The sequence below is a fragment of the Thioclava sp. FR2 genome, from assembly GCF_051200875.1.
In the GTDB taxonomy this organism is placed as follows: Bacteria; Pseudomonadota; Alphaproteobacteria; order Rhodobacterales; family Rhodobacteraceae; genus Pseudotabrizicola.
Window position 1 is genome coordinate 2,154,362 of sequence record NZ_CP195191.1, and the last position, 25,165, is coordinate 2,179,526.

Genomic DNA, 25,165 nt, shown 5'->3' on the forward strand with positions numbered 1-25,165 from the left:
GGAATTCACGGGCTTGATTGAAAAAGCCCCCGCCGTTTCCAGCGGGGGCCGTTAGTGTAGCGTGGGCTTTCAACCCACCACCCTTACCAGTCTTCGCGAGCGACGACGCGGGTGGTGACCGGCAGCTTCATGGCGCCAAGGCGCAGAGCTTCGCGGGCGATGGTTTCCGACACGCCGTCGATCTCGAACATGATGCGGCCCGGCTTGACCTTGGCGACCCAACGGTCGACCGAGCCCTTACCTTTACCCATACGTACTTCGATGGGCTTGGCCGAGACCGGCAGATCCGGGAAAATCCGGATCCAGACGCGGCCCTGACGCTTCATGTGGCGGGTGATCGCACGACGGGCAGCTTCGATCTGGCGCGCGGTGACACGCTCCGGCTCGGTCGCTTTCAGAGCGAAGGAGCCGAAGTTCAGCAGGAATCCGCCCTTGGCTTCGCCATGGATACGGCCCTTGTGCTGTTTGCGGAACTTAGTCCGTTTCGGTTGCAGCATCTCTCTCTACTCCCTTACGCGCGTTCGCGGTCGCGACGCGGCTGGCGAGGAGCGGCCCCATCCTGTGCTTCCGCCGAGCGGCGGTCACGGGCTTGGGGATCATGCTCCATGATCTCGCCTTTGAAGATCCACACCTTGACGCCAATGATCCCGTAGGGGGTCTTGGCTTCCGACAGCGCATAGTCGATGTCGGCGCGCAGGGTGTGCAGCGGAACGCGGCCTTCGCGGTACCATTCGGTACGAGCGATTTCAGCGCCGCCCAGACGGCCCGAGACGTTCACACGGATGCCGAGGGCACCAATGCGCATCGCGTTCTGCACGCCGCGCTTCATGGCGCGACGGAAGGAAACGCGACGTTCCATCTGCTGGGCGATCGACTCGGCCACCAGCTGGGCGTCCAGTTCCGGCTTGCGGACTTCGACGATGTTCAGGTGCAGTTCCGACGAGGTGAATGCGGACAGCTTCTTGCGCAGGGTTTCGATGTCTGCGCCTTTCTTGCCGATGATCACACCCGGACGGGCAGCGTGGATCGTGACGCGGCACTTCTTGTGCGGACGCTCGATGATCACGCGGCTGATGCCGGCTTGCTTTGCTTCCTCGTGGATGAACTCGCGCATCTTGAGGTCTTCCAGCAGCAGGTTACCGTAGTCTTTCGACTCGGCGAACCAACGGCTGTCCCAGGTCCGGTTGACCTGGAGGCGCATCCCAATCGGGTTAACCTTCTGTCCCATTATGCCGACTCCCCGGTCTGACGCACCTTGATGGTGATTTCGCTGAACGGCTTCATGATCTTGCCGAAACGGCCGCGAGCACGCGGACGTCCACGCTTCATCACGAGGTTCTTGCCGCACCATGCTTCTGCGACGACGAGGCTGTCGACGTCCAGACCATGGTTGTTTTCAGCGTTAGCAATCGCCGACTGAAGGCACTTCTTGACGTCCTGAGCGATACGGCGCTTCGAGAAGGTCAGATCGGCCAGAGCCTTTTCAACCTTCTTGCCGCGGATCAGGCCCGCAACGAGGTTCAGTTTCTGCGGCGAGGTGCGAAGCATGCGGCTGACAGCCATTGCTTCGTTGTCCGCCACGCGGCGCGGATTCTTTTCCTTACCCATGGCTTACTTCCTCTTGGCTTTTTTGTCGGCGGCGTGACCGTAGTAGGTACGGGTCGGCGAATATTCACCGAACTTCTGGCCGATCATATCTTCGGTGACTGCAACGGGAACGTGCTTCTGGCCGTTGTAGACGCCGAAGGTCAGTCCCACGAATTGCGGGAGGATGGTGGAACGACGCGACCAGATCTTGATCACTTCGCTTTTGCCCGACTCGCGTGCTTTCTCGGCCTTTTTCAGGACGTAGCCATCGACGAACGGGCCTTTCCAAACAGAACGTGCCATGGATTAGCGCCCTTTCTTGGCGTGACGCGAACGAACAATGTACTTGTCCGTCTGCTTGTTCGACCGGGTACGGTTGCCCTTGGTGCCCTTGCCCCACGGGGTAACCGGGTGACGGCCACCCGAGGTGCGGCCTTCACCACCACCGTGCGGGTGGTCGATCGGGTTCATTGCAACACCGCGAACGGTCGGACGGACGCCCATGTGACGCTTACGGCCGGCTTTACCGAGGTTCTGGTTCGAGTTGTCGGGGTTCGACACGGCACCGATGGTGGCCATGCATTCCTGACGGACCATACGCAGTTCGCCCGAGGACAGGCGGATCTGGGCATAGCCACCGTCGCGGCCGACGAACTGGGCATAGGTGCCAGCTGCGCGAGCCAACTGACCACCCTTGCCGGGCTTCAGTTCGACGTTGTGGACGATGGTACCGATCGGCATGCCCGAGAACGGCATGGCGTTGCCCGGCTTCACGTCGGTCTTGGCGCCGGCAACAACCGAGTCACCAACAGCCAAACGCTGCGGGGCGAGGATGTACGAAAGCTCGCCATCCGAATATTTCACGAGAGCGATGAACGCGGTGCGGTTCGGATCGTATTCGATCCGCTCAACGACCGCAGGGACATCGAACTTGCGACGCTTAAAGTCCACAATGCGGTACAGGCGCTTTGCGCCACCGCCCTTGTGCCACATTGTGACGCGTCCGGTGTTGTTCCGGCCACCAGTCTTGGTCAAACCCTCAACAAGGGCTTTGACCGGACGGCCTTTCCACAGCTCCGAACGGTCGATCAGAACCAGCCCACGCTGGCCAGGCGTCGTCGGTTTATACGACTTGAGTGCCATGCTTTCTGTCTTCCGTCAGCTAAAGGGTCTGCTGTTACAGACCCGCGTTATAGGGCCCCGAAGGTCCCCGGCTTACAGGGCCCCGAAGGTCCCCAGTGGACGCCCGTGGCCAAGGCCACGAACAACGGAAAAGCCCCGGAACGAATCCCGGGGCGAAACCGATGGGGTCCAATAGGCGTGTTGGGGGGTAAGGTCAAGGGGTCGGCGCATCTCCCATGCAGAGTTTCCGCTTGTCTATGTCGGAGCGCTCCGATGAAATATCTAAACGGCTTACCCTAATCATTTGAGGAAACTTACTTGCAGTATAAGTATCATCGAGTTGCAGCGAACACAGCCGGATGGACTAAGCCCTTAGAGGGTCGACTTGGTCTAACCCAAGACTATGTTGGTGAAACCGGCTTTGGGCATGAGGACTGGAATTTCAGTCGAGATGTTTGGAAGGATGGGAACTGCCACCTGTACGTCCGGAAGCAACCTGCTAAGCAGGATCGAAAGGAATTCTTCAACATAATGTTGGGCATACTTCAGAATTCCCGCCACTTTGCCGTTGGCCTCTGCGAGATGGCCACTTATTCACTAAGCACACTTGATGACCGTCTGAAGCTGCGCCGTGCGGAACAGCTGGACCAACTTGATAAGCTTGGGCAGCTGGATGGGCAGCTTAAGGGGCTGAGCATCGAGGAAAAGGCCAACCGCCTCTTCGAAGACGGTGAGGAATACTGGATTACAGTGGCCCAAGCGAACCTGAGGATCCTCGAGATTCCGGTTGCTTTAGATCCCCTGATCGTCAAGCCAACCTACAAGCGATTTGGCTTAATCAACATTCCACGCACACTTTTCGAAGGTATTGCAGCTGCCCCACAGCCGCTTCGGCCTCAAATGTCACCCGACGAAAGGTCCTTTCCGGAAGGCGCACTCATTTCAAGAGTGCACCTCGAGCGCGAACGGGACCCACGCGTCGTCAGGGAAGCAAAAAAGCGATTCAGGGAGAGACATGGTAAACTGTACTGTGAAGTCTGCGGTTGGAACCCAGATGTCAGTTATCTCGGCCTGCATGATAGCCCCCAGCTAATCGAAGCGCACCATGACGTTCCGCTTGCGAGCCTAGATTATTCGGGGCAGACGCGCCTCGAAGATATTCGTCTTCTCTGTCCGAATTGCCATCGCGCTATCCACAGTGCGCGCCCATGGATGCGTGTCGGAGATTTTCGAAACTTACATTATCGAAGCCATTGAAAAGGCCCCGCTTTCGCAGGGCCTTTCTTTTGGTCTGTCAAGACGATCAGAGGCCGGTGGCCACGTCGATCGTGTTGCCCTCTTCGAGGGTGACATAGGCCTTTTTCTTGTCGCTACGCTCGCCGGGGCGACCGCGGAAGCGCTTGACCTTGCCCTTGGTGATGGTGGTGTTGACCGCCTTCACCTTCACACCAAAGACGGCCTCGACGGCTTCTTTGATCTGCGGCTTGGTTGCATCCATTGCGACTTGGAAAACCACTGCACCAGCTTCCGAGGCCATGGTGGCCTTTTCGGTGATGATCGGCTTCTTGATCAGGTCGTAGTGTTCGGGTTTCGCGCTCATTTCAGACGAGCCTCCAGAGCTTCGACACCGGCCTTCGTGATCACCAGAGTGTCACGGCGCAGGATGTCATAAACGTTGGCGCCGATCGTCGGCAGGACGTCGATGCCTTCGATGTTGCGAGCAGCGGCAGCAAAGCTCTGGTCAACCGACGCACCGTCGATGATCAGAACGCGCTTCCAGCCCAACTCCTTCGCCTGCTTGGCGAGGATAGCGGTCTTGGCTTCTGCCATCGCCAGCGAGTCGACGATCACCAGTTCGCCTGCCTTGGCCTTGGCCGACAGAGCGTGACGCAGACCGAGAGCGCGGACCTTCTTGGGCAGGTCATGGGCGTGCGACCGCGGGGTCGGGCCCTTGTAGACACCACCCTTACGGAAGATCGGAGCCTTGCGGGAGCCGTGACGTGCGCCACCGGTGCCCTTCTGGCGGTAGATCTTCTTGGTCGAGTAGGACACGTCCGACTTGCCCAGAACCGAGTGGGTGCCAGCCTGCGCCTTGTTGCGCTGCCAACGGACGACGCGGTGCAGGATGTCTGCGCGCGGGTCCAGACCGAACAGGGCTTCGTCCAGGTCGATCGACCCGGCCTTGCCGCCGTCAAGCTTGATCACATCAAGTTTCATGCTTCACCCCCTTCGGCGGCAACTTCAGCAGCCGGAGCAGCAGCGGAACGGATCGCGGCAGGGCGCGGAGCGTCGGCGTGAGCCGGCTTCTTCACTGCGTCCTTGACGGTGACCCAGCCACCCTTGGAACCCGGGACAGCGCCCTTGACCATGATCAGGCCACGGTCGGCATCGGTCCGGACAACTTGCAGGTTCTGCGTGGTGACGCGAACGGCACCAAGGTGACCTGCCATCTTCTTGCCCTTGAACACCTTGCCGGGGTCCTGGCACTGGCCGGTCGAACCGTGCGAACGGTGCGAAACCGACACACCGTGCGAAGCGCGGAGACCACCGAAGTTGTGACGCTTCATGGCACCGGCGAAGCCTTTACCGATCGAGACGCCTGCGATGTCCACGAACTGGCCAGCGAGGTAGTGGTCAGCGGTGATTTCCGCGCCCACGTCGATCAGGTTGTCTGCCGAGACGCGGAATTCCGCGACTTTGCGCTTCGGTTCAACCGAAGCCTTGGCAAAGTGACCGCGCATGGCAGCCGAGGTCCGCTTGGCCTTGGCCGAGCCAGCACCCAACTGAACGGCGGTGTAGCCGTCTTTGTCAGCAGTGCGCTGTGCGACGACCTGAAGGTTGTCGAGCTGAAGGACGGTCACAGGAACCTGCTTGCCGTCTTCCAGGAACAGCCGGGTCATGCCCAGCTTCTTTGCAATAACGCCAGAGCGCATCGTGATGCCCCCTTACACTTTGATTTCGACGTCAACGCCAGCAGCGAGGTCGAGCTTCATCAGCGCGTCCACGGTCTGCGGGGTCGGATCGACGATGTCGAGAAGACGCTTGTGCGTCCGGATTTCCCACTGGTCACGCGACTTCTTGTCGATGTGCGGGCCGCGGAGAACGGTGAACTTCTCGATCTTGTTCGGCAGAGGAATCGGGCCGCGCACTTGGGCGCCGGTCCGCTTGGCCGTGTTAACGATTTCCTGGGTGCTGGCGTCCAGCACGCGGTAATCGAAGGCCTTCAGCCGAATGCGAATGGTTTGACCTTGCATTTCATTGTCCTTCGGAACGTAAAACGGGGCGAATGCCCCCGTTTCATAGGTTCAGCTTGTTGTTTAGGGGCAGGCGAGGCGGCGCGCCGATTCGGCGCGCCGCGGGTTCTTATCAGGCGATGATCTTGGAGACAACGCCTGCGCCGACGGTGCGGCCGCCTTCGCGGATAGCGAAGCGCAGTTTTTCTTCCATGGCGATCGGCGCGATCAGTTCAACTTCGAACTTCAGGTTGTCGCCCGGCATCACCATTTCGGTGCCTTCCGGCAGCTTCACGGTGCCCGTCACGTCGGTCGTGCGGAAGTAGAACTGCGGACGGTAGTTCGCGAAGAACGGGGTGTGGCGGCCGCCTTCTTCCTTGGTCAGGATGTAGGCTTCTGCTTCGAACTTCGTGTGCGGGTTCACCGACTTCGGCTTGCACAGAACCTGACCACGCTCAACGCCTTCACGGTCGATGCCGCGCAGCAGAACGCCAACGTTGTCGCCAGCTTCGCCGCGATCCAGCAGCTTGCGGAACATTTCAACGCCGGTGCAGGTCGACTTCTTGGTGTCGCGGATGCCGACGATTTCAACTTCGTCGCCAACGTTGATCACGCCGCGCTCAACACGACCGGTCACAACGGTACCACGGCCCGAGATCGAGAACACGTCTTCGATCGGCATCAGGAACGGCTGGTCAACAGCGCGCTCCGGGGTCGGGATGTACTCATCAACGGCCTTCAGAAGCGCGCGGATCGAGGTTTCGCCGATTTCCGGACGCTCGCCGATCAGAGCCTGGTGAGCCGAGCCCTTGATGATCGGAATGTCGTCGCCGGGGTATTCGTAGGACGACAGAAGTTCGCGAACTTCCATCTCGACCAGTTCCAGCAGTTCTTCGTCGTCAACAAGGTCAACCTTGTTCATGTAGACGACCATGTACGGGATACCAACCTGACGGCCGAGCAGGATGTGCTCGCGGGTCTGCGGCATCGGGCCATCCGACGAAGCAACCACGAGGATCGCGCCGTCCATCTGGGCAGCACCGGTGATCATGTTCTTAACATAGTCGGCGTGGCCGGGGCAGTCGACGTGGGCGTAGTGACGGTTCTCGGTCTCGTATTCAACGTGAGCCGTCGAGATCGTGATCCCGCGGGCACGCTCTTCCGGCGCGCCGTCGATCTGGTCATAGGCCTTGAATTCGCCGAAATACTTCGTGATCGCCGCCGTCAGCGTCGTCTTGCCGTGGTCAACGTGGCCAATCGTGCCGATGTTGACGTGCGGCTTGTTACGTTCAAACTTTGCCTTTGCCATTTGGCAAACTCCTTCATTCTGTTGGATGCGGTGGGATCTGGTCCCACCCTACGGGTTTGGTAGGGCGGGGTTTACCCCGCCGCACCGATTAGGCGTATTTCTTCTGGATTTCCTGAGAGATGTTCTCAGGCACAGCGTCATAGTGGTCGAACTGCATGGTGAACACAGCGCGGCCCGACGACATCGAACGCAGGTTGTTGATGTAGCCGAACATGTTTGCCAGCGGCACCATTGCGTTGATGACGTTCGCGTTGCCGCGGGTGTCCTGCCCCTGAACCATGCCACGACGGCTGGTCAGGTCGCCGATGATCGAACCGGTGTATTCTTCCGGCGTGACCACTTCCACCTTCATGATCGGTTCCAGCAGTTTCGCGCCGGCCTTTTTCAGACCATCACGCATAGCTGCACGGGTAGCGATTTCGAAGGCCAGAACCGACGAGTCGACGTCGTGGAAAGCGCCGTCGATCAGAGCGACTTTGAAGTCGATAACCGGGAAGCCTGCCAGCGGGCCCGAGTCCATAACGGACTTGATGCCTTTTTCGACGCCGGGAATGTATTCCTTCGGCACCGCACCGCCCACAATCTTCGACTCGAAGCTGTAGCCAACGCCCGGCTCCACGGGGTCGATCTGCAGCTTGACGCGGGCGAACTGGCCCGTACCACCGGTCTGCTTCTTGTGGGTGTAGTCGATCTCGGTCGCACGCGAGATGGTTTCGCGGTAAGCCACCTGAGGAGCACCGATATTCGCCTCGACCTTGAATTCACGCTTCATGCGGTCAACAAGGATGTCGAGGTGAAGTTCGCCCATGCCCTTCATGATAGTCTGACCCGATTCCAGATCGGTTTCGACGCGGAAGGACGGGTCTTCAGCAGCCAGACGAGCGAGCGCGAGGCCCATCTTTTCCTGGTCGGCTTTCGACTTCGGTTCCACGGCGATTTCGATCACCGGTTCCGGGAAGGTCATGGTTTCCAGAACGACCTGGTTGTTCGGGTCGCACAGCGTGTCACCAGTGGTGGTTTCTTTCAGACCGGCCAGAGCGATGATGTCGCCCGCGAAGGCTTCGTCGATTTCCTCGCGGTTGATGGCGTGCATCATCATCATACGGCCAACGCGCTCTTTGCGGCCCTTGGTCGAGTTGACCATCTGGTCGCCCTTCTTCAGCACGCCCGAATAGATGCGTGTGAAGGTCAGCGAGCCAACGAAGGGGTCGTTCATGATCTTGAACGCCAGAGCGGCGAAAGGCTGCGAGTCTTCGGCCGAACGCGGAATGTTCCGGGTTTCGGTCTCGTCGCCCGGTGCAAAGCCCATGTAGGCCGGCACGTCGAGAGGCGACGGCAGGTAGTCGATCACAGCGTTGAGCAGCGGCTGAACGCCCTTGTTCTTGAAGGCCGAACCGGCGGTGACCGGAACGAACGACATCGACAGGGTGCCCTTGCGGATCAGCTTGTGAAGCGTTTCCACGTCGGGTTCGTTGCCTTCCAGATAGGCTTCCATCGCCGCATCGTCTTGCTCGACAGCAAGCTCGACGAGGTTCGAACGCCATTCGTCAGCAACGTCCTTCAGCTCGGCGCGGATCGGCAGACGCTTCCACGAAGCGCCCAGATCTTCGCCCTGATAGACCCACTCTTCCATGGTCACGAGGTCAATGATGCCTTCCAGCTTGTCCTCGGCGCCGATCGGCAGAGCGATCGGGCACGGGGTCGCGCCGGTGCGGTCCTTGATCATCTTGACGCACTTGAAGAAGTCAGCGCCGATCTTGTCCATCTTGTTGACGAACACGATACGCGGAACCTTGTAGCGGTCAGCCTGACGCCACACGGTTTCAGTCTGCGGTTCGACACCAGCGTTGGCGTCGAGCAAGCAGACTGCACCGTCAAGCACAGCCAGCGAACGTTCGACTTCAATGGTGAAGTCCACGTGGCCGGGGGTGTCGATGATGTTGAAGCGGTACTTCGTGTCCGAGGTGCCGGCTTCAGACGGGTCTTCCTGACGCTGCCAGAAGGTGGTCGTGGCAGCCGAAGTGATCGTGATCCCGCGTTCCTGCTCCTGCTCCATCCAGTCCATGGTCGCGGCGCCGTCATGGACTTCGCCGATCTTGTGGGACTTGCCGGTGTAGTAAAGGATACGCTCGGTCGTGGTGGTTTTGCCGGCATCGATGTGAGCCATGATGCCGAAGTTACGGTAGCGATTAAGCGGATAGGCGCGTGCCATAAATGTCGCTCCTTACCAGCGGTAGTGGCTGAACGCTTTGTTCGCGTCGGCCATCTTGTGGGTGTCTTCGCGCTTTTTCACAGCGGTACCGCGGTTGTTCACGGCATCGGCGAGTTCAGCGGCAAGACGCTCTTCCATGGTGTTTTCGTTGCGCTTGCGGGCGGCGGTGATCAGCCAGCGGATCGCAAGAGCTTCGCGGCGCTCGGTGCGCACTTCGACGGGAACCTGATAGGTTGCACCACCAACGCGACGCGAACGCACTTCGACGGAAGGCTTCACGTTGTCGAGAGCTTCGTGGAAGCACTCGATCGGTTCGCGCTTCAGACGGGTCTGAACGCGGTCAAGAGCGCCATAAACGATCGATTCTGCGACGGATTTCTTTCCGTCCAGCATCAGGTTGTTCATGAACTTGGTCAGAACGCGGTCGCCATACTTGGCGTCCGGGAGAATTTCGCGCTTCTCTGCGGCGTGACGACGGGACATCTCTTAAAACCTCACTTCGGACGCTTGGCGCCGTACTTCGAACGACGCTGACGACGATCTTTGACGCCCTGGGTATCCAGAACACCGCGCAGGATGTGATAACGCACACCCGGAAGGTCTTTTACCCGGCCGCCACGGATCAGAACCACGGAGTGCTCCTGAAGGTTGTGCTTTTCACCGGGGATGTAGGAGATGACCTCGAAGCCATTGGTCAGGCGCACTTTGGCAACCTTACGCATAGCCGAGTTCGGCTTCTTCGGGGTGGTGGTGTAAACGCGGGTGCAAACACCACGCTTCTGGGGGCAGGATTCCAAGTGCTGGGACTTGGACTTCCGCACATTCGCTTCCCGGGGCTTCCGGATCAGCTGTTGGATCGTCGGCATGCACGTTCCTCGTGTTGCTCTGTCAATACTCGCCCCGAACCTCGGGACACCTCTTCTCGACGTGTGTCCTGCACGCATTGCAAAACACAAAACCGCAATCATCCCTTGCGGGGATGACGCGGTGGAATTCCAGAGGATCGGGGCCAAGGCCCGGATCGTGACCACATCAAGCATTATGACCCTTCAGGACGGACTCCGCCCTGTCAGGTAGGCGGGCGTATAGGGGGAGTCGCGGGCAATGTCAACAAGCCGCCCCTGCCCCGAAGCACCGGCGGGGTTAAACCCGCGCGGGCAGTTGGCGGGTCTTCTTTAAGCGTTCCCGCCACAGGGTAAAGATGCCTGACGCGACGACCAGCGACGCACCGATCAGTGTCAGCCCATCCGGGAAATTGCCAAAGACGATCCAGCCCAAGGCGATGGCCCACAGAAGCGCGGTATAGCGGAAGGGTGCGATGAAACTGATGTCTCCGACCCGCATCACCATCACGGCAAACATGTAGCCGAACAAAAGGAAGAAGGCCGCTGTCACGACGAGCGTGGCCTGATGGCCGGTGACAGGGGACCAGCCTTGGGTTGCGGTCACAAGCCCCCCCATCGTCGTCACCGAAATCGCGGCCCAGATCGCCACGTTCACGGACGGCACCTCACGCGACAGGAAGCGGGTGGAAAGGTCGCGGACCACGACAAAGGCGACCGAGATCAGGCCGAGGATCGACCATATTTCGAACCCGTCGGGGCCGGGGCGGATGATGATCAGCACGCCAATGAAGCCCACGATGATTGCGGCCATGCGCCGCCAGCCGATCGTCTCTTTCAGGAACACCGCCGCCGCAAGGGTCACGGCCAGGGGCAAGGCCTGCAAGATCGCCGAGAGATTGGCCAAGGGCATGTGGACCAGCGCGGTCAGGAAAGTGGCAGTCGCGCCAAGTTCGGCCAAGGACCGGATCAGGATCACGATCCGGTCGCGACGGGGCAGGTTCCAGCGCAGGCTTTTCATCAGATAGCCCAGCATCAAAAGGCCAAGCGTCGCAAGGATACCGCGCAGGAAGATGGCCTGAAACACCGGCATCTCTTGGGTCAGCGCCTTCATGGCGGTGTCATTAAGGGTAAAGGCCGCCATCGAGCCTGCCATGAAAAGCGCGCCGCGCGTATTGTCGGAAATCGCCACGATACCCCCTACCCTTTTCCCCTCCCATATCCCGCGGCGGGGCGTGGCGGAAGGGAAAGCCTGTGAGGGGTACAATTCCCACAAATCGGTCGTTCGCGAAGAGGACGCCTTTGGGGGGAAGGGCGGCCCGGGTTGTGACGGGCCGCAGATGTGTTCAGGCCAAATCATCCTTGGCCGCAATAAGGAAATGGAAGCTGGTCGAACTTTCGGTACGCGCCCGCAGATGCGGCAGATGTTCCGGATCATTCATGAATGCGTCCGCCGCTTCTTGGGACGGCCATTCCAGAATGATCCGCAGGGCGGCTGGGCGGTCTTTGCCTTCTAACTGACGGTGGATGGCTGTCCGAGCCAAGTACTTGCCGCCATGCTTGGCCACCAATTTATTGGCCGTGGGCAGGTAATCCGGGATCCATCCATCGCTGCTTGGGGTGACTTCAAGATAGGAATAATAGGTCATTGTCTGCGTTCCTGACGGTTTGATTACTCTGTGCAGGGGATATGAGACATTGTATTTTCAAAATAAACGGCCAGAATTCGATTTCAGAATTCGGATTTTGAGGGAAATTAATAGATACCGAGGCGCTTCGCCTGTTTGGTACTGGCGGCTGAGCAGTTGAACATCAGTTCAGCCGGTCGTGCGCTAGGAATGGGGCCTGCGGTGGCTTCGGCGAAACTGGCCAAGCTTGAAGCGACGTTGAAGACCGAGCTTTTGCATCGTTCGACACGCAAGGTGACCCTCTCGATTGATGGGGCAGCCTTTCTCCCCTATGCGAGGGAGATCATCGCGCAAGAAGATGCCGGGCGGGCGGCGCTTGGCTTGGATCGCGCCAAAATAGAGGGGACGGTTCGGTTTGCGGCCCCTAGCACTTTTCCCCAGCTTTATCTGGTACCGCTCTTGCCAAAGCTGTTGGCGGCTTATCCCGGCCTTTCGCTGGATTTGCGGTTGTCTGACCTTCCCTTGAACACGGTTGAGGGAAGCTTTGATTTGGCCCTGCGGAGTGGAAAGGCACCGGACAGCGCCTTGAAGGGCCGTAAGCTGGCAAGCGACCGGCGGATCCTGGTCGCGTCACCGGCCTATCTTGCACGGCGAGGCACGCCGCAATCTCCCAAAGACTTGTCTGCACATGACTTGCTCGCCTTCCGGCGCAGCCGCGCCTATCCACTGCGGACGAAGGCGGGCTACGACGGTATCTTTGACCCTACTGGTCCGGACTGCCGGGTCGTGATGGATGATGGGGCAAGTCAGCGACTTGCCACCATCGCCGGGCTGGGGATTTCAATGAATTCGGTGTGGAGCGTTGCAGCGGAGATCAAGGCTGGCAGGCTGGTCCGCGTGCTTCCTGACCATATCGTCGACGACGAGGCCGAACTTTGGCTGGTCTATCCCAAGTCGAACATCCTATCGCCAAAGGTGCGGGTGCTGATTGATTTCCTTGTGGATTGGGCGCGAGAGTTGCCTGAACTGACTTGAAAAAGGTTCAGAGCATTTTGCGGTTTGGACAGGCCGAAGCTCAGGGAAAAGACCAAACTCAAGATGCGCGGGAAAAGAAAACCCCCGCCTTTCGTGTGAAAGGCGGGGGTTTCGGTTTTCAGATCAGATCCGGATCAATCACGGCTGTCGAACACGTCGTCAACCAGACCCGAGTCCTTTTCCACGTCGATCACGTCATCCATGGGCGCGGCCAAGGCGGCTGCATCCAAAGCGTCGCCACGGCGGGCTTCGATCACGTCGTGGTCGCGGTCGGCCGCGATCTTCTTGACGCGGCTGGTCGCGCCGCCGGTACCGGCGGGGATCAGACGGCCAACGATGACGTTCTCTTTCAGGCCAACCAGCTTGTCCCGCTTGCCCTGAACCGAAGCTTCGGTCAGCACGCGCGTGGTTTCCTGGAAGGACGCGGCCGAGATGAAGGAACGGGTCTGGAGCGATGCCTTGGTGATACCCAGCAGCACCGGCTCGGCCTTGGCCTCGCGCAGGCCACGGGCACGTGCCTTGGCGTTTTCTTCGTCCAGTTCGATCTTTTCGACCTGCTCGCCTTTCAGGAGCGTGGTGTCGCCTGAATCGAGGATTTCCAACTTGACCAGCATCTGACGCACGATGACTTCGATATGCTTGTCGTTGATCTTCACGCCCTGCAGTCGGTACACGTCCTGCACTTCGTCGATCATGTAGTTGGCCAGAGCCTCGACCCCCATGATCCGCAGAATATCGTGCGGAGCCGGGTTGCCGTCCATGATGTAGTCGCCCTTCTGCACGAAGTCGCCTTCCTGCACCGGAATATGCTTCCCTTTCGGGATCATGTATTCCATGGGCTGCAACGTCTCATCAACGGGTTCCACCGTGATGCGGCGCTTGTTCTTGTAGTCCTTGCCGAACCGGACATAACCATCGGCTTCGGCGATGATCGCGTGATCCTTCGGACGACGGGCTTCGAACAATTCTGCCACGCGAGGAAGACCCCCGGTGATGTCCTTGGTCTTGGCGCCTTCGCGCGGGATACGGGCCACCACGTCGCCGGGGCGGATGTCCTGACCGTCTTCGACCGAGAGAATGGCGTCCACCGACATCGGGTAGGAAATTGGGTTTCCATTGTCGGCGCGCACGGGTTCGCCCGTGACCGGATCCATGACGATGATCTCGGGCTTGAGATCATTGCCCTTCGGAGCCGAACGCCAGTCGGTGACGATCTTCTGGGTCATGCCGGTGGCATCGTCGGTCTCATCGCGGACAGAGATGCCCGAAACAAGGTCAACGAACTTCGCGACACCGCCCTTTTCGGCGATGATCGGCAGGGTATAGGGGTCCCATTCGAACAGTTTGGCACCACGCTTGACGGCCTGACCGTCCTTGACGTGGATCTTCGCACCGTAAGACAGCTTGTGAACCGCCCGGTCGCCTCCGGCCTCGTCAATGATGGCAAGCGACATGTTCCGGCCGACAACGATCTGTTCGCCAGCGGCGTTTTCGAGAAGGTTGGCGTTACGGAACTCGATCTTGCCTTCCTGGCTGGCTTCGAGGAACGACTGCTGGCCACCCTGAGCGATACCGCCGATGTGGAAGGTTCGCATCGTCAGCTGCGTGCCCGGTTCACCGATCGACTGTGCGGCGATGATGCCGACAGCTTCACCGATATTGACCAGTGTACCACGAGCGAGGTCACGGCCATAGCACATGGCGCAGACGCCCTCTTCGGCTTCACAGGTCAGCGGGCTGCGGATGCGGGTCGACTGGACCTGCGCCTGATCAATCAGGTCTGCACGGCGTTCGTCGATCAGCTCGCCTGCCTTGACGATCACCTCATCCGTGCCCGGAACCAGGATGTCATCTGCGGCCACACGGCCCAGAACCCGGTCGGCCAGCGACTGGATGACTTCACCGTCGTTCACGGCCGGTTCGGCGGTGATGGCGCGGTCGGTGCCGCAATCATGCGCCCGCACGATGCAGTCCTGTGCCACGTCCACCAGACGGCGGGTCAGGTAACCCGAGTTCGCCGTCTTCAGCGCGGTATCGGCCAGACCCTTACGGGCACCGTGGGTCGAGTTGAAGTACTCGAGCACGGTCAGACCTTCTTTAAAGTTCGAGATAATCGGCGTTTCGATGATCTCGCCCGACGGCTTGGCCATCAGACCACGCATACCGCCAAGCTGCTTCATCTGTGCCGGCGAACCCCGCGCACCAGAGTGCGACATCATGTAGACCGAGTTCGGTTCCTTCTCGGCGCCGGCGTCGTCATAACGCACGGCCGAGATTTCGCCCATCATTTCGGCCGCCACCTTGTCCGAGCACTTCGACCAGGCATCGACAACCTTGTTGTACTTTTCGCCCTGAGTGATCAGGCCGTCCATGTACTGTTGTTCGAATTCTTTCACCTGATCGCGAACTTCGTTCACGATGGTCCACTTCGATTCCGGGATCAGCATGTCGTCCTTGCCGAACGAGATACCAGCGCGGAACGCTTCGCGGAAACCAAGACCCATGATCTGGTCACAGAAAATGACCGACTCTTTCTGACCGCAGTAACGGTAGACGGTGTCGATGACGTTCTGAACGTCCTTCTTCCGCAGCAGACGGTTTACCAGCTCGAACGGAGCTTTGGTGTTCAGCGGCAAAAGGTTGCCCAGACGCAGACGGCCGGGGGTCGTCTCGTAGCGCTTCCAGACTTCATTGCCGTGATCGTCGATCTGCTTCAGACGGGCCGTGATCTTGGCGTGCAGGTGCACTTCACCAGCTGCCAAGGCGTGCTCGACTTCCTCGATATCGCGGAAGATCTTGCCTTCGCCCTTCATGCCTTTGCGTTCCATGGTCACATAGTAAAGACCAAGAACCATGTCCTGCGACGGAACGATGATCGGGCTGCCGTTTGCAGGCGACAGCACGTTGTTCGTCGACATCATCAGAACGCGGGCTTCCAACTGGGCCTCAAGGCTCAGCGGGACGTGAACAGCCATCTGGTCGCCGTCGAAGTCGGCGTTGAAAGCCGAGCAGACCAGCGGGTGAAGCTGGATTGCCTTACCTTCGATCAGGATCGGTTCGAACGCCTGAATGCCCAGACGGTGCAGCGTCGGTGCGCGGTTCAGAAGAACGGGATGTTCGCGGATGACTTCATCCAGAATATCCCAGACCTCGGGACGCTCTTTTTCGACCAGCTTCTTCGCCTGCTTCACGGTGCTGGAAAGACCTTTGGCTTCCAGACGCGAATAGATGAAGGGCTTGAACAGTTCGAGCGCCATCTTCTTCGGCAGACCGCACTGGTGCAGCTTCAGCTCCGGGCCGGTCACGATGACCGAACGGCCCGAGAAGTCGACGCGCTTACCCAGAAGGTTCTGACGGAAACGTCCCTGCTTGCCCTTCAGCATGTCGGACAGCGATTTCAGCGGGCGCTTGTTGGTGCCCGTGATCACGCGGCCGCGACGGCCGTTGTCAAACAGCGCGTCCACAGCTTCCTGCAGCATACGCTTTTCGTTACGCACGATAATATCGGGCGCACGCAGTTCGATCAGGCGCTTCAGACGGTTGTTCCGGTTGATGACGCGGCGATACAGATCGTTCAGGTCCGAGGTCGCGAAACGGCCACCATCCAGCGGAACCAGCGGGCGCAGTTCCGGCGGAATGACCGGAAGAACGGTCAGGATCATCCACTCAGGCCGGTTGCCCGACTCGAGGAAGGATTCAACAATCTTCAGGCGCTTGATGATCTTCTTCGGCTTCAGTTCGCCAGTGGCTTCCTTCAGCTCTTCGCGAAGCTGTTCAGCAGTCGCGTCCAGATCGATGTTGGCCAGCATTTCGCGGATCGCTTCAGCGCCGATATTGGCGGTGAAGGCGTCAGCGCCGTACTGGTCCTGTGCGTCCAGATATTCCTCTTCGGTCATCAGCTGGCCATAGGTCAGCTCGGTCAGACCGGGTTCGATCACGACGTAGTTTTCGAAATAGAGGATGCGTTCCAGATCGCGCAGCGTCATGTCCAGCATCAGGCCGATGCGCGACGGCAGCGACTTGAGGAACCAGATATGCGCAACAGGTGCGGCCAGTTCGATATGGCCCATGCGCTCGCGGCGGACCTTTTGCAGGGTCACTTCCACGCCGCATTTTTCGCAGACAACGCCGCGATACTTCATGCGCTTGTATTTGCCGCAAAGGCATTCGTAATCCTTGATCGGGCCAAAGATACGCGCGCAGAACAGGCCGTCACGTTCCGGCTTGAACGTACGGTAGTTGATGGTTTCCGGCTTCTTGATCTCACCGAAAGACCACGAGAGGATCCGCTCTGGCGAGGCCAGAGAGATCTTGATCTCGTCAAAGGTCTTCAGCGGTGCAACCGGGTTGAACGGGTTGGTCGAGAGTTCCTGGTTCATCTTGCGTCCTTAAATTGAGGGGCGGTTGAGGAGGGCGTGACCGCCCTCACTCCTCCTCCGCATCCAGGAGTTCCATGTTGAGGCCGAGGCCCCGCACTTCCTTGACAAGAACGTTGAACGATTCCGGCACGCCGGCTTCGAAATTGTCCTCGCCCTTGACGATCGACTCGTAGACCTTGGTCCGGCCTGCCACGTCGTCCGACTTCACCGTCAGCATTTCCTGCAGGGTGTAGGCGGCGCCGTAAGCTTCCAGAGCCCAGACCTCCATCTCCCCCAGACGCTGACCACCGAACTGCGCCTTACCACCCAGCGGCTGCTGGGTCACAAGCGAGTACGGGCCAGTCGAACGGGCGTGGAGCTTGTCGTCGACCAAGTGGTGCAGCTTCAGCATGTACTTGACGCCGACGGTGACCTTGCGGGCGAATTTTTCACCCGTGCGGCCATCGAAGACTTCAGACTGGCCGGACTGGTCGAAACCGGCGCGCTTCAGCGCGTCGTTCACGTCCAGTTCCTTGGCACCGTCGAAGACCGGGGTCGCGATCGGAACGCCACGGGTCACAAGCGCTGCCTTTTCAAGCAGTTCTTCCTCACCCATGTCGCCGAAGGCTTCCTCATAGGTCTCATCGCCATAGCCGATCCGCATGGCTTCGCGCACCGGGGTCAGGTCGCCCGAACGACGGTACTCTTGCAGAGCCTCGTCGATCTTCAGGCCAAGGCCACGCGCGGCCCAGCCCATATGGGTTTCAAGGATCTGACCGACGTTCATACGCGACGGCACGCCCAGCGGGTTCAGCACGAGGTCAACCGGGGTACCGTCCGCAAGGAACGGCATGTCTTCCATCGGCACAACCTTGGAAATAACACCCTTGTTCCCGTGACGACCGGCCATCTTGTCGCCCGGCTGCAGCTTGCGCTTCACCGCGACGAAAACCTTGACCATCTTCATCACGCCCGGAGGCAGATCGTCCCCACGGCGGACCTTTTCGACCTTGTCCTCAAAGCGGTGCTCAAGCGCACGCTTCTGGGCTTCGAACTGGTCATGCAGGGCTTCGACTTCCTTGGCATCGGCTTCTTCGCCCAAGGCGAGCTGCCACCACTGACCACGGCTCAGCGTGCTCAGCAGTTCGTCGTCGATGGTCGAACCGGCCTTGATGCCCTTCGGACCCTTGACGGCGGTCTTGCCCATGATCAGCGTCTTCAGGCGCGCATAGATATTGCGCTCAAGGATCGCCATTTCGTCGTCCCGGTCACGGGCCAGACGTTCGACTTCCTCACGCTCGATCTGCAGCGCGCGTTCGTCCTTGTCCACACCATGACGGTTGAAGACGCGAACTTCGACGATCGTCCCGAAGGCACCCGGCGGCAGACGCAGCGAGGTGTCGCGCACATCCGATGCCTTTTCGCCGAAGATGGCGCGCAGAAGCTTTTCTTCCGGCGTCATCGGGCTTTCGCCCTTCGGTGTGATCTTGCCGACCAGAATGTCGCCCGGCTGCACTTCGGCACCGATGTAGACAATGCCAGCCTCGTCGAGGTTGCGCAGCGCTTCTTCACCGACGTTCGGAATGTCGCGGGTGATTTCTTCCGGCCCTAGCTTCGTATCGCGGGCGGCGACTTCGTATTCCTCGATGTGGATCGAGGTGAAGACGTCGTCACGCAGGATACGTTCCGAGATCAGGATCGAGTCTTCGTAGTTGTAGCCATTCCACGGCATGAAGGCCACAACGACGTTCCGGCCCAGAGCCAATTCGCCCTGATCGGTGCAGGGGCCGTCGGCCACCACTTCGCCGCGCTTCACCGTGTCACCCACCTTCACCAGCGGACGCTGGTTGATACAGGACGACTGGTTCGAACGCTTGAACTTGCGCAGACGATAGATGTCGACGCCAGCTTCGCCCGGCTCCAGCATCTCGGTTGCGCGCACAACGATACGGGTCGCGTCGACCTGGTCGATCACACCGGCGCGACGTGCCATGATGGCGGCGCCCGAGTCACGGGCCACGACGGCTTCGATCCCAGTGCCAACGAACGGCGCGTCCGACTGCAACAGCGGCACGGCCTGACGCTGCATGTTCGAACCCATCAGGGCGCGGTTGGCGTCGTCGTTTTCAAGGAACGGAATCAGCGAGGCAGCGACCGAAACCAGCTGCTTCGGCGACACGTCGATCAGGTCTACGGCTTCCGACGGGTTCAGCATGAATTCGCCGGCTTTCCGGGTGGAAACCAGCTCGTTCACGAACTTGCCGTCAGCGTCCAGCGTCGCGTTGGCCTGAGCCACCGTGTGACGCATTTCTTCCGTTGCCGACATGTAGATCACGTCGTCGGTCACGGCGCCGTCCACCACCTTGCGGTAGGGGGTCTCGATGAAGCCGTACTTGTTCACGCGGGCGAAAGTGGCCAGCGAGTTGATCAGACCGATGTTCTGACCTTCCGGCGTTTCGATCGGGCACATCCGGCCATAGTGGGTCGGGTGAACGTCGCGAACCTCGAAGCCAGCACGCTCACGGGTCAGACCACCCGGCCCAAGAGCCGAAAGACGGCGCTTGTGGGTGACTTCCGACAGCGGGTTGGTTTGGTCCATGAACTGCGACAGCTGCGACGAGCCGAAGAATTCACGAACAGCAGCAGCAGCCGGTTTCGCGTTGATCAGGTCTTGCGGCATGATCGTGTCGATTTCCACCGACGACATACGCTCCTTGATCGCGCGCTCCATGCGCAGCAGACCAACGCGGTACTGGTTTTCCATCAATTCGCCAACCGAACGCACACGGCGGTTGCCGAGGTGGTCGATGTCGTCGATCTCGCCCTTGCCGTCACGCAGTTCGGTCAGGGCCTTGATGCAGGCGATGATGTCTTCACGGTCCAGCGTGCGCTGGGTGTCCGGCTTTGCCAGATCAAGACGCATGTTCATCTTGACGCGGCCAACGGCCGACAGGTCATAACGCTCTTTGTCGAAGAACAGCGTGTCGAACAGCGCCGAAGCGGCTTCGACGGTCGGCGGTTCACCCGGACGCATCACGCGGTAGATGTCCATGAGCGCGGTGTCGCGACCCATGTTCTTGTCTGCCGCCATGGTGTTGCGGATGTAGGGGCCGACATTGACGTTGTCGATGTCCAGAACCGGGATATCGGTGATCCCCTGATCCAAGAGCACCTTGACCGAGCCGCCCTTAACTTCGCCGTCACGGTCCAGTTCCCAAGTCAGTTCATCACCGGCTTCGACCCAGATTTCACCGGTCTCTTCGTTGATGATGTCCTTGGCTACATAGCGGCCCAGAATGTGATCGAACGGGATCAGCAGTTCGGTGATCGCGCCGTCGTCGATCCACTTCTTCACCATCCGCGGGGTGGCCTTTTCGCCAGCCTTCAGGATGACTTCGCCGGTGGCAGCGTCTACCAGATCATAAGACGGGCGGGTGCCGCGCACACGCTCGGGGAAGAACTTGGTGACCCAGCCCTTGTTCTTCAGATACTTGAAGTCAACGGTGTCATAATACGCATCCATGATGCGTTCCTGATCCATGCCAAGCGCATAAAGCAGGGTCGTGACCGGCAGCTTGCGGCGGCGGTCGATACGCGCGAACACGATGTCCTTTGCGTCGAATTCGAAATCCAGCCACGAACCGCGATACGGGATGATGCGGCAGGCGAACAAAAGCTTGCCCGAAGAATGGGTCTTGCCCTTGTCGTGGTCAAAGAACACGCCCGGCGAACGGTGCATCTGGCTGACGATCACGCGCTCGGTGCCGTTCACGATGAACGTTCCGTTCGGGGTCATCAGGGGCATGTCGCCCATGTAGACGTCCTGTTCCTTGATGTCCTTGACCGACCGGGCCCCGGTGGTTTCATCGACATCAAACACGATCAGACGCAGCGTCACCTTCAACGGTGCCGCATAGGTCAGATCGCGCTGCATGCATTCTTCAACGTCGAACTTCGGCTTTTCCAGTTCGTATTTCACGAACTCCAGCACGGCGGTTTCGTTGAAATCCTTGATCGGGAAAACCGACTGGAACGTGCCCTGGATGCCTTCGCCATCCAGCGGCTTGTCGCTGTCGCCTGACCGCAGGAAGAGGTCATAAGAAGATTTCTGAACCTCGATCAGGTTCGGCATTTCCAGAACTTCACGGATCTTGCCGTAGTACCGGCGGATTCGTTTCTGGCCAACGTGGGTCTGCGCCATGCTCGTCGTCACCTTTGTCTTACGTGTCGCGGGCGAATGGCCGTCGGGCCACGGGCACTCGCCGCTGGCGAAGGGGGCAATGGGTTCCATTCATGCGGCCCGTCCCTTAGGACCGCTCCCGAACCTATCACCGCACCTGGGAAAAGACTTCTCACGAAAGCCCTTTTCAAGATGCGATTAGCTGGAGACGGAATAACTCCGTCCCCAGCCTCAAATCACGCTTTGCGGAAAATCCGCAACCGCAATTACTTGAGTTCAGCCTTGGCGCCAGCCTCGACGAACTTCTTGACCATGGCTTCGCCGTCTGCTTTCGAGACAGCTTCCTTGACCTTGCCACCGGCTTCGGTCAGGTCCTTGGCTTCTTTCAGGCCCAGACCGGTGATTTCGCGGACAACTTTGATCACGTTGATCTTGTTGGCGCCGGCGTCGGTCAGAACGACGTCGAATTCGGTCTTTTCTTCTTCAGCAGCGGCAGCAGCGCCACCAGCAGCCGGGCCAGCCATCATGACGGCGCCACCGGCGGCCGGCTCGATGCCATACTGGTCCTTGAGGATGTTCTTCAGTTCCTGAGCCTGCAGCAGGGTCAGGCCGACGATTTCTTCGGCGAGTTTGTTCAGATCAGCCATTTTGCTCATTCCGTAAGTTAAGATGGGTTCCAACGACGCGGGGTTCAACCCGCGCGGGCACAAAGATCAGGCAGCAGCCTTTTCCTCGATGGTCGACAGGATGCTTGCGATGTTCGAAGCAGGCGCGCCAATGGCACCGGCGATGTTCGAAGCAGGTGCACCGATGCACGAAACGATCTGAGCAAGAAGCTCTTCACGCGACGGCATAGCTGCAACGGCCTTGACACCGTTCAGGTCCAGTACCTCATGGCCCATGGCACCACCAAGGATTTGGAACTTGTCGTTCCCCTTGGCATATGCCTCGCAGACCTTGGCCGCAGCCACAGGGTCTTCCGAATAGGCCATAACGGTCATGCCCGTCAGGAGATCCGCCATCTTAGCAGACGGCTTTCCTTCCAGGGCGATCTTGGCGAGCGTGTTCTTGGCAACGCGTACGGACCCACCAACGTCGCGCATTTTTGCGCGAAGGTCCTGCATCTGTGCAACCGTCATGCCCGCGTAGTGGGCAACCACTACGACGCCAGAGCTTTCGAAGATTTGGCCGAGTTCCTCGACCACTTTCTCTTTCTGGGCTCTATCCACAGTTCCACTCCAAGTGTGGGGATTGCTCCCCGGCTCATGTTTGCCCCTGATCAGATCAGAGGCGTTCGGGTCCGTTCAGGGTTCCGATGGCCAAGATCACCCGAGGGTGAAATTCGTCACGTTCCCCATCTCAGGAAGGAAATTAAGGCCCGAGGGCCACCCTCCGTCTCGGACAGGACAGGGCGCCGAGGCGCCCTATCATCCCCGGGGCGCGAAGGCCCCGGAAATTCTTGATCAGGCGTTGGTCGACGAGAGGTCGAGCGAAACACCCGGGCCCATGGTCGAAGAAAGCGAAACCTTCTTCACATAGGTGCCCTTTGCGCCAGCCGGCTTGGCCTTGGTCACAGCGTCCACGAAAGCGCGAACGTTCTGGGCCAGAGCTTCCTCGGTGAAGGAAACCTTGCCGATACCGCCATGAATGACGCCGGCCTTTTCAACCTTGAACTGGACTTCGCCGCCCTTGGCCGCAGCCACAGCAGTTTTGACGTCCATGGTCACGGTGCCGACCTTCGGGTTAGGCATCAGGTTGCGCGGGCCGAGGATCTTACCCAGACGGCCGACCAGCGGCATCATGTCCGGGGTTGCGATGCAGCGATCGAAGTCGATCTTGCCCTGCTGGATGGTTTCCAGAAGGTCTTCTGCACCGACGATATCTGCACCAGCTTCCTTGGCTTCGTCAGCCTTGCCGCCACGGGCGAACACGGCGACGCGCACGGTCTTGCCGGTGCCGTTCGGCAGCTGGACAACACCACGAACCATCTGGTCAGCGTGACGCGGGTCAACGCCAAGGTTCATCGCGATTTCAAGGGTTTCGTCGAACTTGGCCGAAGCGGCCTTCTTGATCAGCGAAACGGCGTCTTCAACGGAAAGGTTCGACTTGCCTTCAAACAGGGCCTGAGCCGCTTTCACGCGCTTTGCAATCTTTGCCATCTGGATCAGCCCTTCACTTCGATGCCGCAGGACTTGGCCGAGCCAAGAATGATCTGCATCGCGCCTTCGATCGAATTCGCGTTCAGGTCCTTCATCTTGGTCTCAGCGATCTTGCGAACCTGAGCTGCCGTGATGGTACCAGCCACTTCGCGGCCCGGCTTGACCGAACCCTTGGTCCGGTTGCGCTTGCCCTGCGGCTTCAGACCAGCGGCTTCCTTGATCAGGAACGAGGCCGGCGGGGTCTTCAGCTCGATGCTGAACGACTTGTCTTGGTAGTAGGTGATGATCGTCGGGATCGGGGTGCCCGGCGCAAAGTCAGCCGACTTCGCGTTGAATTCCTTGACGAACGCCATGATGTTCAGGCCGCGCTGACCCAAAGCCGGGCCGACTGGCGGCGACGGGTTGGCTTGCTGAGCCTTAACTTGCAGCTTGAGGCTGCCGATAACTTTCTTGGCCATTTGGCCTCTCCTCTTCTCACTGCAACCTCCCGGAATTGGGAAGTCGCGGTTTAGTGGTTCGGTTCGTCACACCCTTTCAGATGCGCTCGCCTCCCACGTGATGCACTCAGATCCCTTTCGAGACCTGCGTGAATTCTAGCTCGACCGGGGTTGCCCGGCCAAAGATCGACACAGACACCTTCAGGCGGCTGTTGTCGTCATCAACTTCCTCGACCATGCCATCGAAGCCCTCGAACGGACCATCGGTGACCTTGACCTTCTCGCCGATATCAAAGCGAATCAGATTGCGCGGCTGAGCCTCGCCACCTTCGACGCTGCGGTTCAGCATCGCATTCACTTCGGCGTCACGCATCGGCATCGGTTTGCCCTGCGGACCAAGGAAGCCGGTTACCCGGTTGATCGACGAGATCAGGTGATAGCCCCGGCTCGACATCTCCATATGCACCAGCACATAGCCGGGCATGAAGCGGCGCTCGGACGTCACCTTCTTGCCACGACGAACCTCGATCACCTCTTCGGTCGGGACCAGAACTTCGTCGATCTCGTCTTCCAGACCGGCATCGGCGACAGCGGTCTTGATCTGCTCGGCAACTTTCTTCTCGAAGTTCGAGAGAACGCTTACCGAATACCAACGCTTGGCCATGCCCATCTCATCCTGTCTGCCCGGGCGCCTTGCGCCCGAAAAATTCCATTATTCCAGCACCTTAGCCATAAACTGAAGTGCCCCAGAGGAACAAAAAACAGCGCGCAACACGAATCATTGCGCGCCGGTTTGTCCTTGAACAGGGCGCGGCATACCCGCCATGGCCCAATATTTCAAGGGGGTAGACGCTTAGATGCGTCAGAACATACCAAGGACAGCCTTCAGCCCCGACCGGATTCCCAGATCGACAAGGCTGAAGAAAGTGGCGGTCAGCGCGGCCATGATAAAGACCATGATCGTGGTCAGCACCACTTCGCGGCGGCTTGGCCAGACAACCTTGCCCACCTCGGTGCGGACCTGCTGAATGAACTGAAGGGGGTTGGTCTTTGCCATCGTCAC

General features: G+C 59.5%; 25 protein-coding genes. 2 read left to right on the top strand and 23 right to left on the bottom strand.

The window, feature by feature from the left end; genetic code table 11:
* Positions 1–83: 83 nt before the first annotated feature.
* Genes rplP through rplB form a run of 5 tightly spaced genes read right to left on the bottom strand, consistent with a single transcriptional unit; the run spans position 84 to position 2,730 of the window.
* Positions 84–497: a 50S ribosomal protein L16 gene (gene rplP / locus ACSBLW_RS10565; RefSeq protein ID WP_435256591.1), complete on the bottom strand. Its 414-nt coding sequence runs from the start codon at positions 495–497 to the stop codon at positions 84–86.
* 14 nt (positions 498–511) lie between these two features.
* Positions 512–1,228, bottom strand: a complete 717-nt coding sequence (gene rpsC / locus ACSBLW_RS10570; protein WP_435256592.1) for a 30S ribosomal protein S3 — start codon at positions 1,226–1,228, stop codon at positions 512–514.
* Positions 1,228–1,608, bottom strand: coding sequence for a 50S ribosomal protein L22 (gene rplV, locus ACSBLW_RS10575; protein WP_435256593.1), 381 nt, complete (start codon positions 1,606–1,608; stop codon positions 1,228–1,230). The genes rpsC and rplV overlap by 1 nt, the downstream gene beginning before the upstream one ends.
* A 3-nt stretch (positions 1,609–1,611) precedes the next feature.
* Complete coding sequence (gene rpsS / locus ACSBLW_RS10580) at positions 1,612–1,890, bottom strand: 30S ribosomal protein S19 (RefSeq protein WP_435256594.1); 279 nt, start codon at positions 1,888–1,890, stop codon at positions 1,612–1,614.
* A gap of 3 nt (positions 1,891–1,893) precedes the next feature.
* The gene (gene rplB, locus ACSBLW_RS10585) at positions 1,894–2,730 is read right to left on the bottom strand and encodes a 50S ribosomal protein L2 (protein WP_435256595.1); all 837 of its coding nucleotides are present in this window, start codon (positions 2,728–2,730) and stop codon (positions 1,894–1,896) included.
* 561 nt (positions 2,731–3,291) lie between these two features.
* Between rplB and ACSBLW_RS10590 the strand changes: the two genes are divergently transcribed.
* Positions 3,292–3,966, top strand: a complete 675-nt coding sequence (locus ACSBLW_RS10590) for an HNH endonuclease (RefSeq protein WP_435256596.1) — start codon at positions 3,292–3,294, stop codon at positions 3,964–3,966.
* Positions 3,967–4,012: 46 nt separating this feature from the next.
* Here the strand turns inward: ACSBLW_RS10590 and ACSBLW_RS10595 are convergent, their stop codons facing one another.
* The 10 genes from ACSBLW_RS10595 to ACSBLW_RS10640 form a co-directional block, all read right to left on the bottom strand.
* Positions 4,013–4,309, bottom strand: a complete 297-nt coding sequence (locus tag ACSBLW_RS10595) for a 50S ribosomal protein L23 (protein ID WP_435256597.1) — start codon at positions 4,307–4,309, stop codon at positions 4,013–4,015.
* Positions 4,306–4,926, bottom strand: a complete 621-nt coding sequence (gene rplD / locus ACSBLW_RS10600; RefSeq protein WP_435256598.1) for a 50S ribosomal protein L4 — start codon at positions 4,924–4,926, stop codon at positions 4,306–4,308. The genes ACSBLW_RS10595 and rplD overlap by 4 nt, the downstream gene beginning before the upstream one ends.
* Complete coding sequence (gene rplC / locus ACSBLW_RS10605) at positions 4,923–5,642, bottom strand: 50S ribosomal protein L3 (RefSeq protein ID WP_435256599.1); 720 nt, start codon at positions 5,640–5,642, stop codon at positions 4,923–4,925. The genes rplD and rplC overlap by 4 nt, the downstream gene beginning before the upstream one ends.
* A 12-nt stretch (positions 5,643–5,654) precedes the next feature.
* Entirely contained in the window at positions 5,655–5,963 is a 309-nt protein-coding gene (rpsJ, locus tag ACSBLW_RS10610; protein WP_023666234.1) for a 30S ribosomal protein S10, read from the bottom strand.
* A 112-nt stretch (positions 5,964–6,075) separates the two neighbouring features.
* On the bottom strand, positions 6,076–7,251 hold the full coding sequence (tuf, locus tag ACSBLW_RS10615) for an elongation factor Tu (RefSeq protein ID WP_435256600.1): 1,176 nt from the start codon (positions 7,249–7,251) through the stop codon (positions 6,076–6,078).
* An 88-nt stretch (positions 7,252–7,339) separates the two neighbouring features.
* Positions 7,340–9,463, bottom strand: coding sequence for an elongation factor G (gene fusA, locus ACSBLW_RS10620; protein WP_435256601.1), 2,124 nt, complete (start codon positions 9,461–9,463; stop codon positions 7,340–7,342).
* Between the two features lie 12 nt (positions 9,464–9,475).
* A complete protein-coding gene (gene rpsG / locus ACSBLW_RS10625) occupies positions 9,476–9,946 on the bottom strand; it encodes a 30S ribosomal protein S7 (RefSeq protein ID WP_435256602.1) in 471 nt (156 codons plus the stop codon).
* A gap of 11 nt (positions 9,947–9,957) precedes the next feature.
* Positions 9,958–10,329, bottom strand: coding sequence for a 30S ribosomal protein S12 (gene rpsL, locus ACSBLW_RS10630; RefSeq protein ID WP_165014620.1), 372 nt, complete (start codon positions 10,327–10,329; stop codon positions 9,958–9,960).
* Between the two features lie 277 nt (positions 10,330–10,606).
* On the bottom strand, positions 10,607–11,491 hold the full coding sequence (locus tag ACSBLW_RS10635) for a DMT family transporter (protein WP_435260091.1): 885 nt from the start codon (positions 11,489–11,491) through the stop codon (positions 10,607–10,609).
* Between the two features lie 160 nt (positions 11,492–11,651).
* Complete coding sequence (locus ACSBLW_RS10640; protein ID WP_435256603.1) at positions 11,652–11,954, bottom strand: DUF1330 domain-containing protein; 303 nt, start codon at positions 11,952–11,954, stop codon at positions 11,652–11,654.
* Positions 11,955–12,110: 156 nt separating this feature from the next.
* On the opposite strand from ACSBLW_RS10640, the gene ACSBLW_RS10645 reads away from it, so the two are divergent.
* Complete coding sequence (locus ACSBLW_RS10645; protein ID WP_435256604.1) at positions 12,111–12,968, top strand: LysR family transcriptional regulator; 858 nt, start codon at positions 12,111–12,113, stop codon at positions 12,966–12,968.
* Positions 12,969–13,102: 134 nt separating this feature from the next.
* Here ACSBLW_RS10645 and rpoC read toward each other — a convergent pair whose 3' ends face one another.
* From rpoC to secE, 8 genes are all read right to left on the bottom strand, one after another.
* Entirely contained in the window at positions 13,103–17,347 is a 4,245-nt protein-coding gene (gene rpoC, locus ACSBLW_RS10650) for a DNA-directed RNA polymerase subunit beta' (RefSeq protein WP_435256605.1), read from the bottom strand.
* A gap of 46 nt (positions 17,348–17,393) precedes the next feature.
* Positions 17,394–21,527: a DNA-directed RNA polymerase subunit beta gene (rpoB, locus tag ACSBLW_RS10655; RefSeq protein WP_435256606.1), complete on the bottom strand. Its 4,134-nt coding sequence runs from the start codon at positions 21,525–21,527 to the stop codon at positions 17,394–17,396.
* 245 nt (positions 21,528–21,772) lie between these two features.
* A complete protein-coding gene (gene rplL / locus ACSBLW_RS10660; protein ID WP_435260092.1) occupies positions 21,773–22,153 on the bottom strand; it encodes a 50S ribosomal protein L7/L12 in 381 nt (126 codons plus the stop codon).
* Positions 22,154–22,219: 66 nt separating this feature from the next.
* The gene (rplJ, locus tag ACSBLW_RS10665; RefSeq protein ID WP_435256607.1) at positions 22,220–22,735 is read right to left on the bottom strand and encodes a 50S ribosomal protein L10; all 516 of its coding nucleotides are present in this window, start codon (positions 22,733–22,735) and stop codon (positions 22,220–22,222) included.
* 234 nt (positions 22,736–22,969) lie between these two features.
* Positions 22,970–23,665, bottom strand: coding sequence for a 50S ribosomal protein L1 (rplA, locus tag ACSBLW_RS10670; protein ID WP_435256608.1), 696 nt, complete (start codon positions 23,663–23,665; stop codon positions 22,970–22,972).
* A 5-nt stretch (positions 23,666–23,670) separates the two neighbouring features.
* The gene (gene rplK / locus ACSBLW_RS10675; protein ID WP_435256609.1) at positions 23,671–24,123 is read right to left on the bottom strand and encodes a 50S ribosomal protein L11; all 453 of its coding nucleotides are present in this window, start codon (positions 24,121–24,123) and stop codon (positions 23,671–23,673) included.
* A 106-nt stretch (positions 24,124–24,229) separates the two neighbouring features.
* The gene (nusG, locus tag ACSBLW_RS10680) at positions 24,230–24,766 is read right to left on the bottom strand and encodes a transcription termination/antitermination protein NusG (protein ID WP_435256610.1); all 537 of its coding nucleotides are present in this window, start codon (positions 24,764–24,766) and stop codon (positions 24,230–24,232) included.
* Positions 24,767–24,964: 198 nt separating this feature from the next.
* Positions 24,965–25,159: a preprotein translocase subunit SecE gene (secE, locus tag ACSBLW_RS10685; RefSeq protein WP_435256611.1), complete on the bottom strand. Its 195-nt coding sequence runs from the start codon at positions 25,157–25,159 to the stop codon at positions 24,965–24,967.
* Between the last annotated feature and the right edge of the window lie 6 nt (positions 25,160–25,165).

Excerpts from the sequence above, each read along its gene's own strand:
- rplP (WP_435256591.1), bottom strand. The coding sequence starts at position 497 with ATGCTGCAACCGAAACGGACTAAGTTCCGCAAACAGCACAAGGGCCGT.
- rpsC (WP_435256592.1), bottom strand. The coding sequence starts at position 1,228 with ATGGGACAGAAGGTTAACCCGATTGGGATGCGCCTCCAGGTCAACCGG.
- rplV (WP_435256593.1), bottom strand. The coding sequence starts at position 1,608 with ATGGGTAAGGAAAAGAATCCGCGCCGCGTGGCGGACAACGAAGCAATG.
- rpsS (WP_435256594.1), bottom strand. The coding sequence starts at position 1,890 with ATGGCACGTTCTGTTTGGAAAGGCCCGTTCGTCGATGGCTACGTCCTG.
- rplB (WP_435256595.1), bottom strand. The coding sequence starts at position 2,730 with ATGGCACTCAAGTCGTATAAACCGACGACGCCTGGCCAGCGTGGGCTG.
- ACSBLW_RS10590 (WP_435256596.1), top strand. The coding sequence starts at position 3,292 with ATGGCCACTTATTCACTAAGCACACTTGATGACCGTCTGAAGCTGCGC.
- ACSBLW_RS10595 (WP_435256597.1), bottom strand. The coding sequence starts at position 4,309 with ATGAGCGCGAAACCCGAACACTACGACCTGATCAAGAAGCCGATCATC.
- rplD (WP_435256598.1), bottom strand. The coding sequence starts at position 4,926 with ATGAAACTTGATGTGATCAAGCTTGACGGCGGCAAGGCCGGGTCGATC.
- rplC (WP_435256599.1), bottom strand. The coding sequence starts at position 5,642 with ATGCGCTCTGGCGTTATTGCAAAGAAGCTGGGCATGACCCGGCTGTTC.
- rpsJ (WP_023666234.1), bottom strand. The coding sequence starts at position 5,963 with ATGCAAGGTCAAACCATTCGCATTCGGCTGAAGGCCTTCGATTACCGC.
- tuf (WP_435256600.1), bottom strand. The coding sequence starts at position 7,251 with ATGGCAAAGGCAAAGTTTGAACGTAACAAGCCGCACGTCAACATCGGC.
- fusA (WP_435256601.1), bottom strand. The coding sequence starts at position 9,463 with ATGGCACGCGCCTATCCGCTTAATCGCTACCGTAACTTCGGCATCATG.
- rpsG (WP_435256602.1), bottom strand. The coding sequence starts at position 9,946 with ATGTCCCGTCGTCACGCCGCAGAGAAGCGCGAAATTCTCCCGGACGCC.
- rpsL (WP_165014620.1), bottom strand. The coding sequence starts at position 10,329 with ATGCCGACGATCCAACAGCTGATCCGGAAGCCCCGGGAAGCGAATGTG.
- ACSBLW_RS10640 (WP_435256603.1), bottom strand. The coding sequence starts at position 11,954 with ATGACCTATTATTCCTATCTTGAAGTCACCCCAAGCAGCGATGGATGG.
- rpoC (WP_435256605.1), bottom strand. The coding sequence starts at position 17,347 with ATGAACCAGGAACTCTCGACCAACCCGTTCAACCCGGTTGCACCGCTG.
- rpoB (WP_435256606.1), bottom strand. The coding sequence starts at position 21,527 with ATGGCGCAGACCCACGTTGGCCAGAAACGAATCCGCCGGTACTACGGC.
- rplL (WP_435260092.1), bottom strand. The coding sequence starts at position 22,153 with ATGGCTGATCTGAACAAACTCGCCGAAGAAATCGTCGGCCTGACCCTG.
- rplA (WP_435256608.1), bottom strand. The coding sequence starts at position 23,665 with ATGGCAAAGATTGCAAAGCGCGTGAAAGCGGCTCAGGCCCTGTTTGAA.
- rplK (WP_435256609.1), bottom strand. The coding sequence starts at position 24,123 with ATGGCCAAGAAAGTTATCGGCAGCCTCAAGCTGCAAGTTAAGGCTCAG.
- nusG (WP_435256610.1), bottom strand. The coding sequence starts at position 24,766 with ATGGCCAAGCGTTGGTATTCGGTAAGCGTTCTCTCGAACTTCGAGAAG.
- secE (WP_435256611.1), bottom strand. The coding sequence starts at position 25,159 with ATGGCAAAGACCAACCCCCTTCAGTTCATTCAGCAGGTCCGCACCGAG.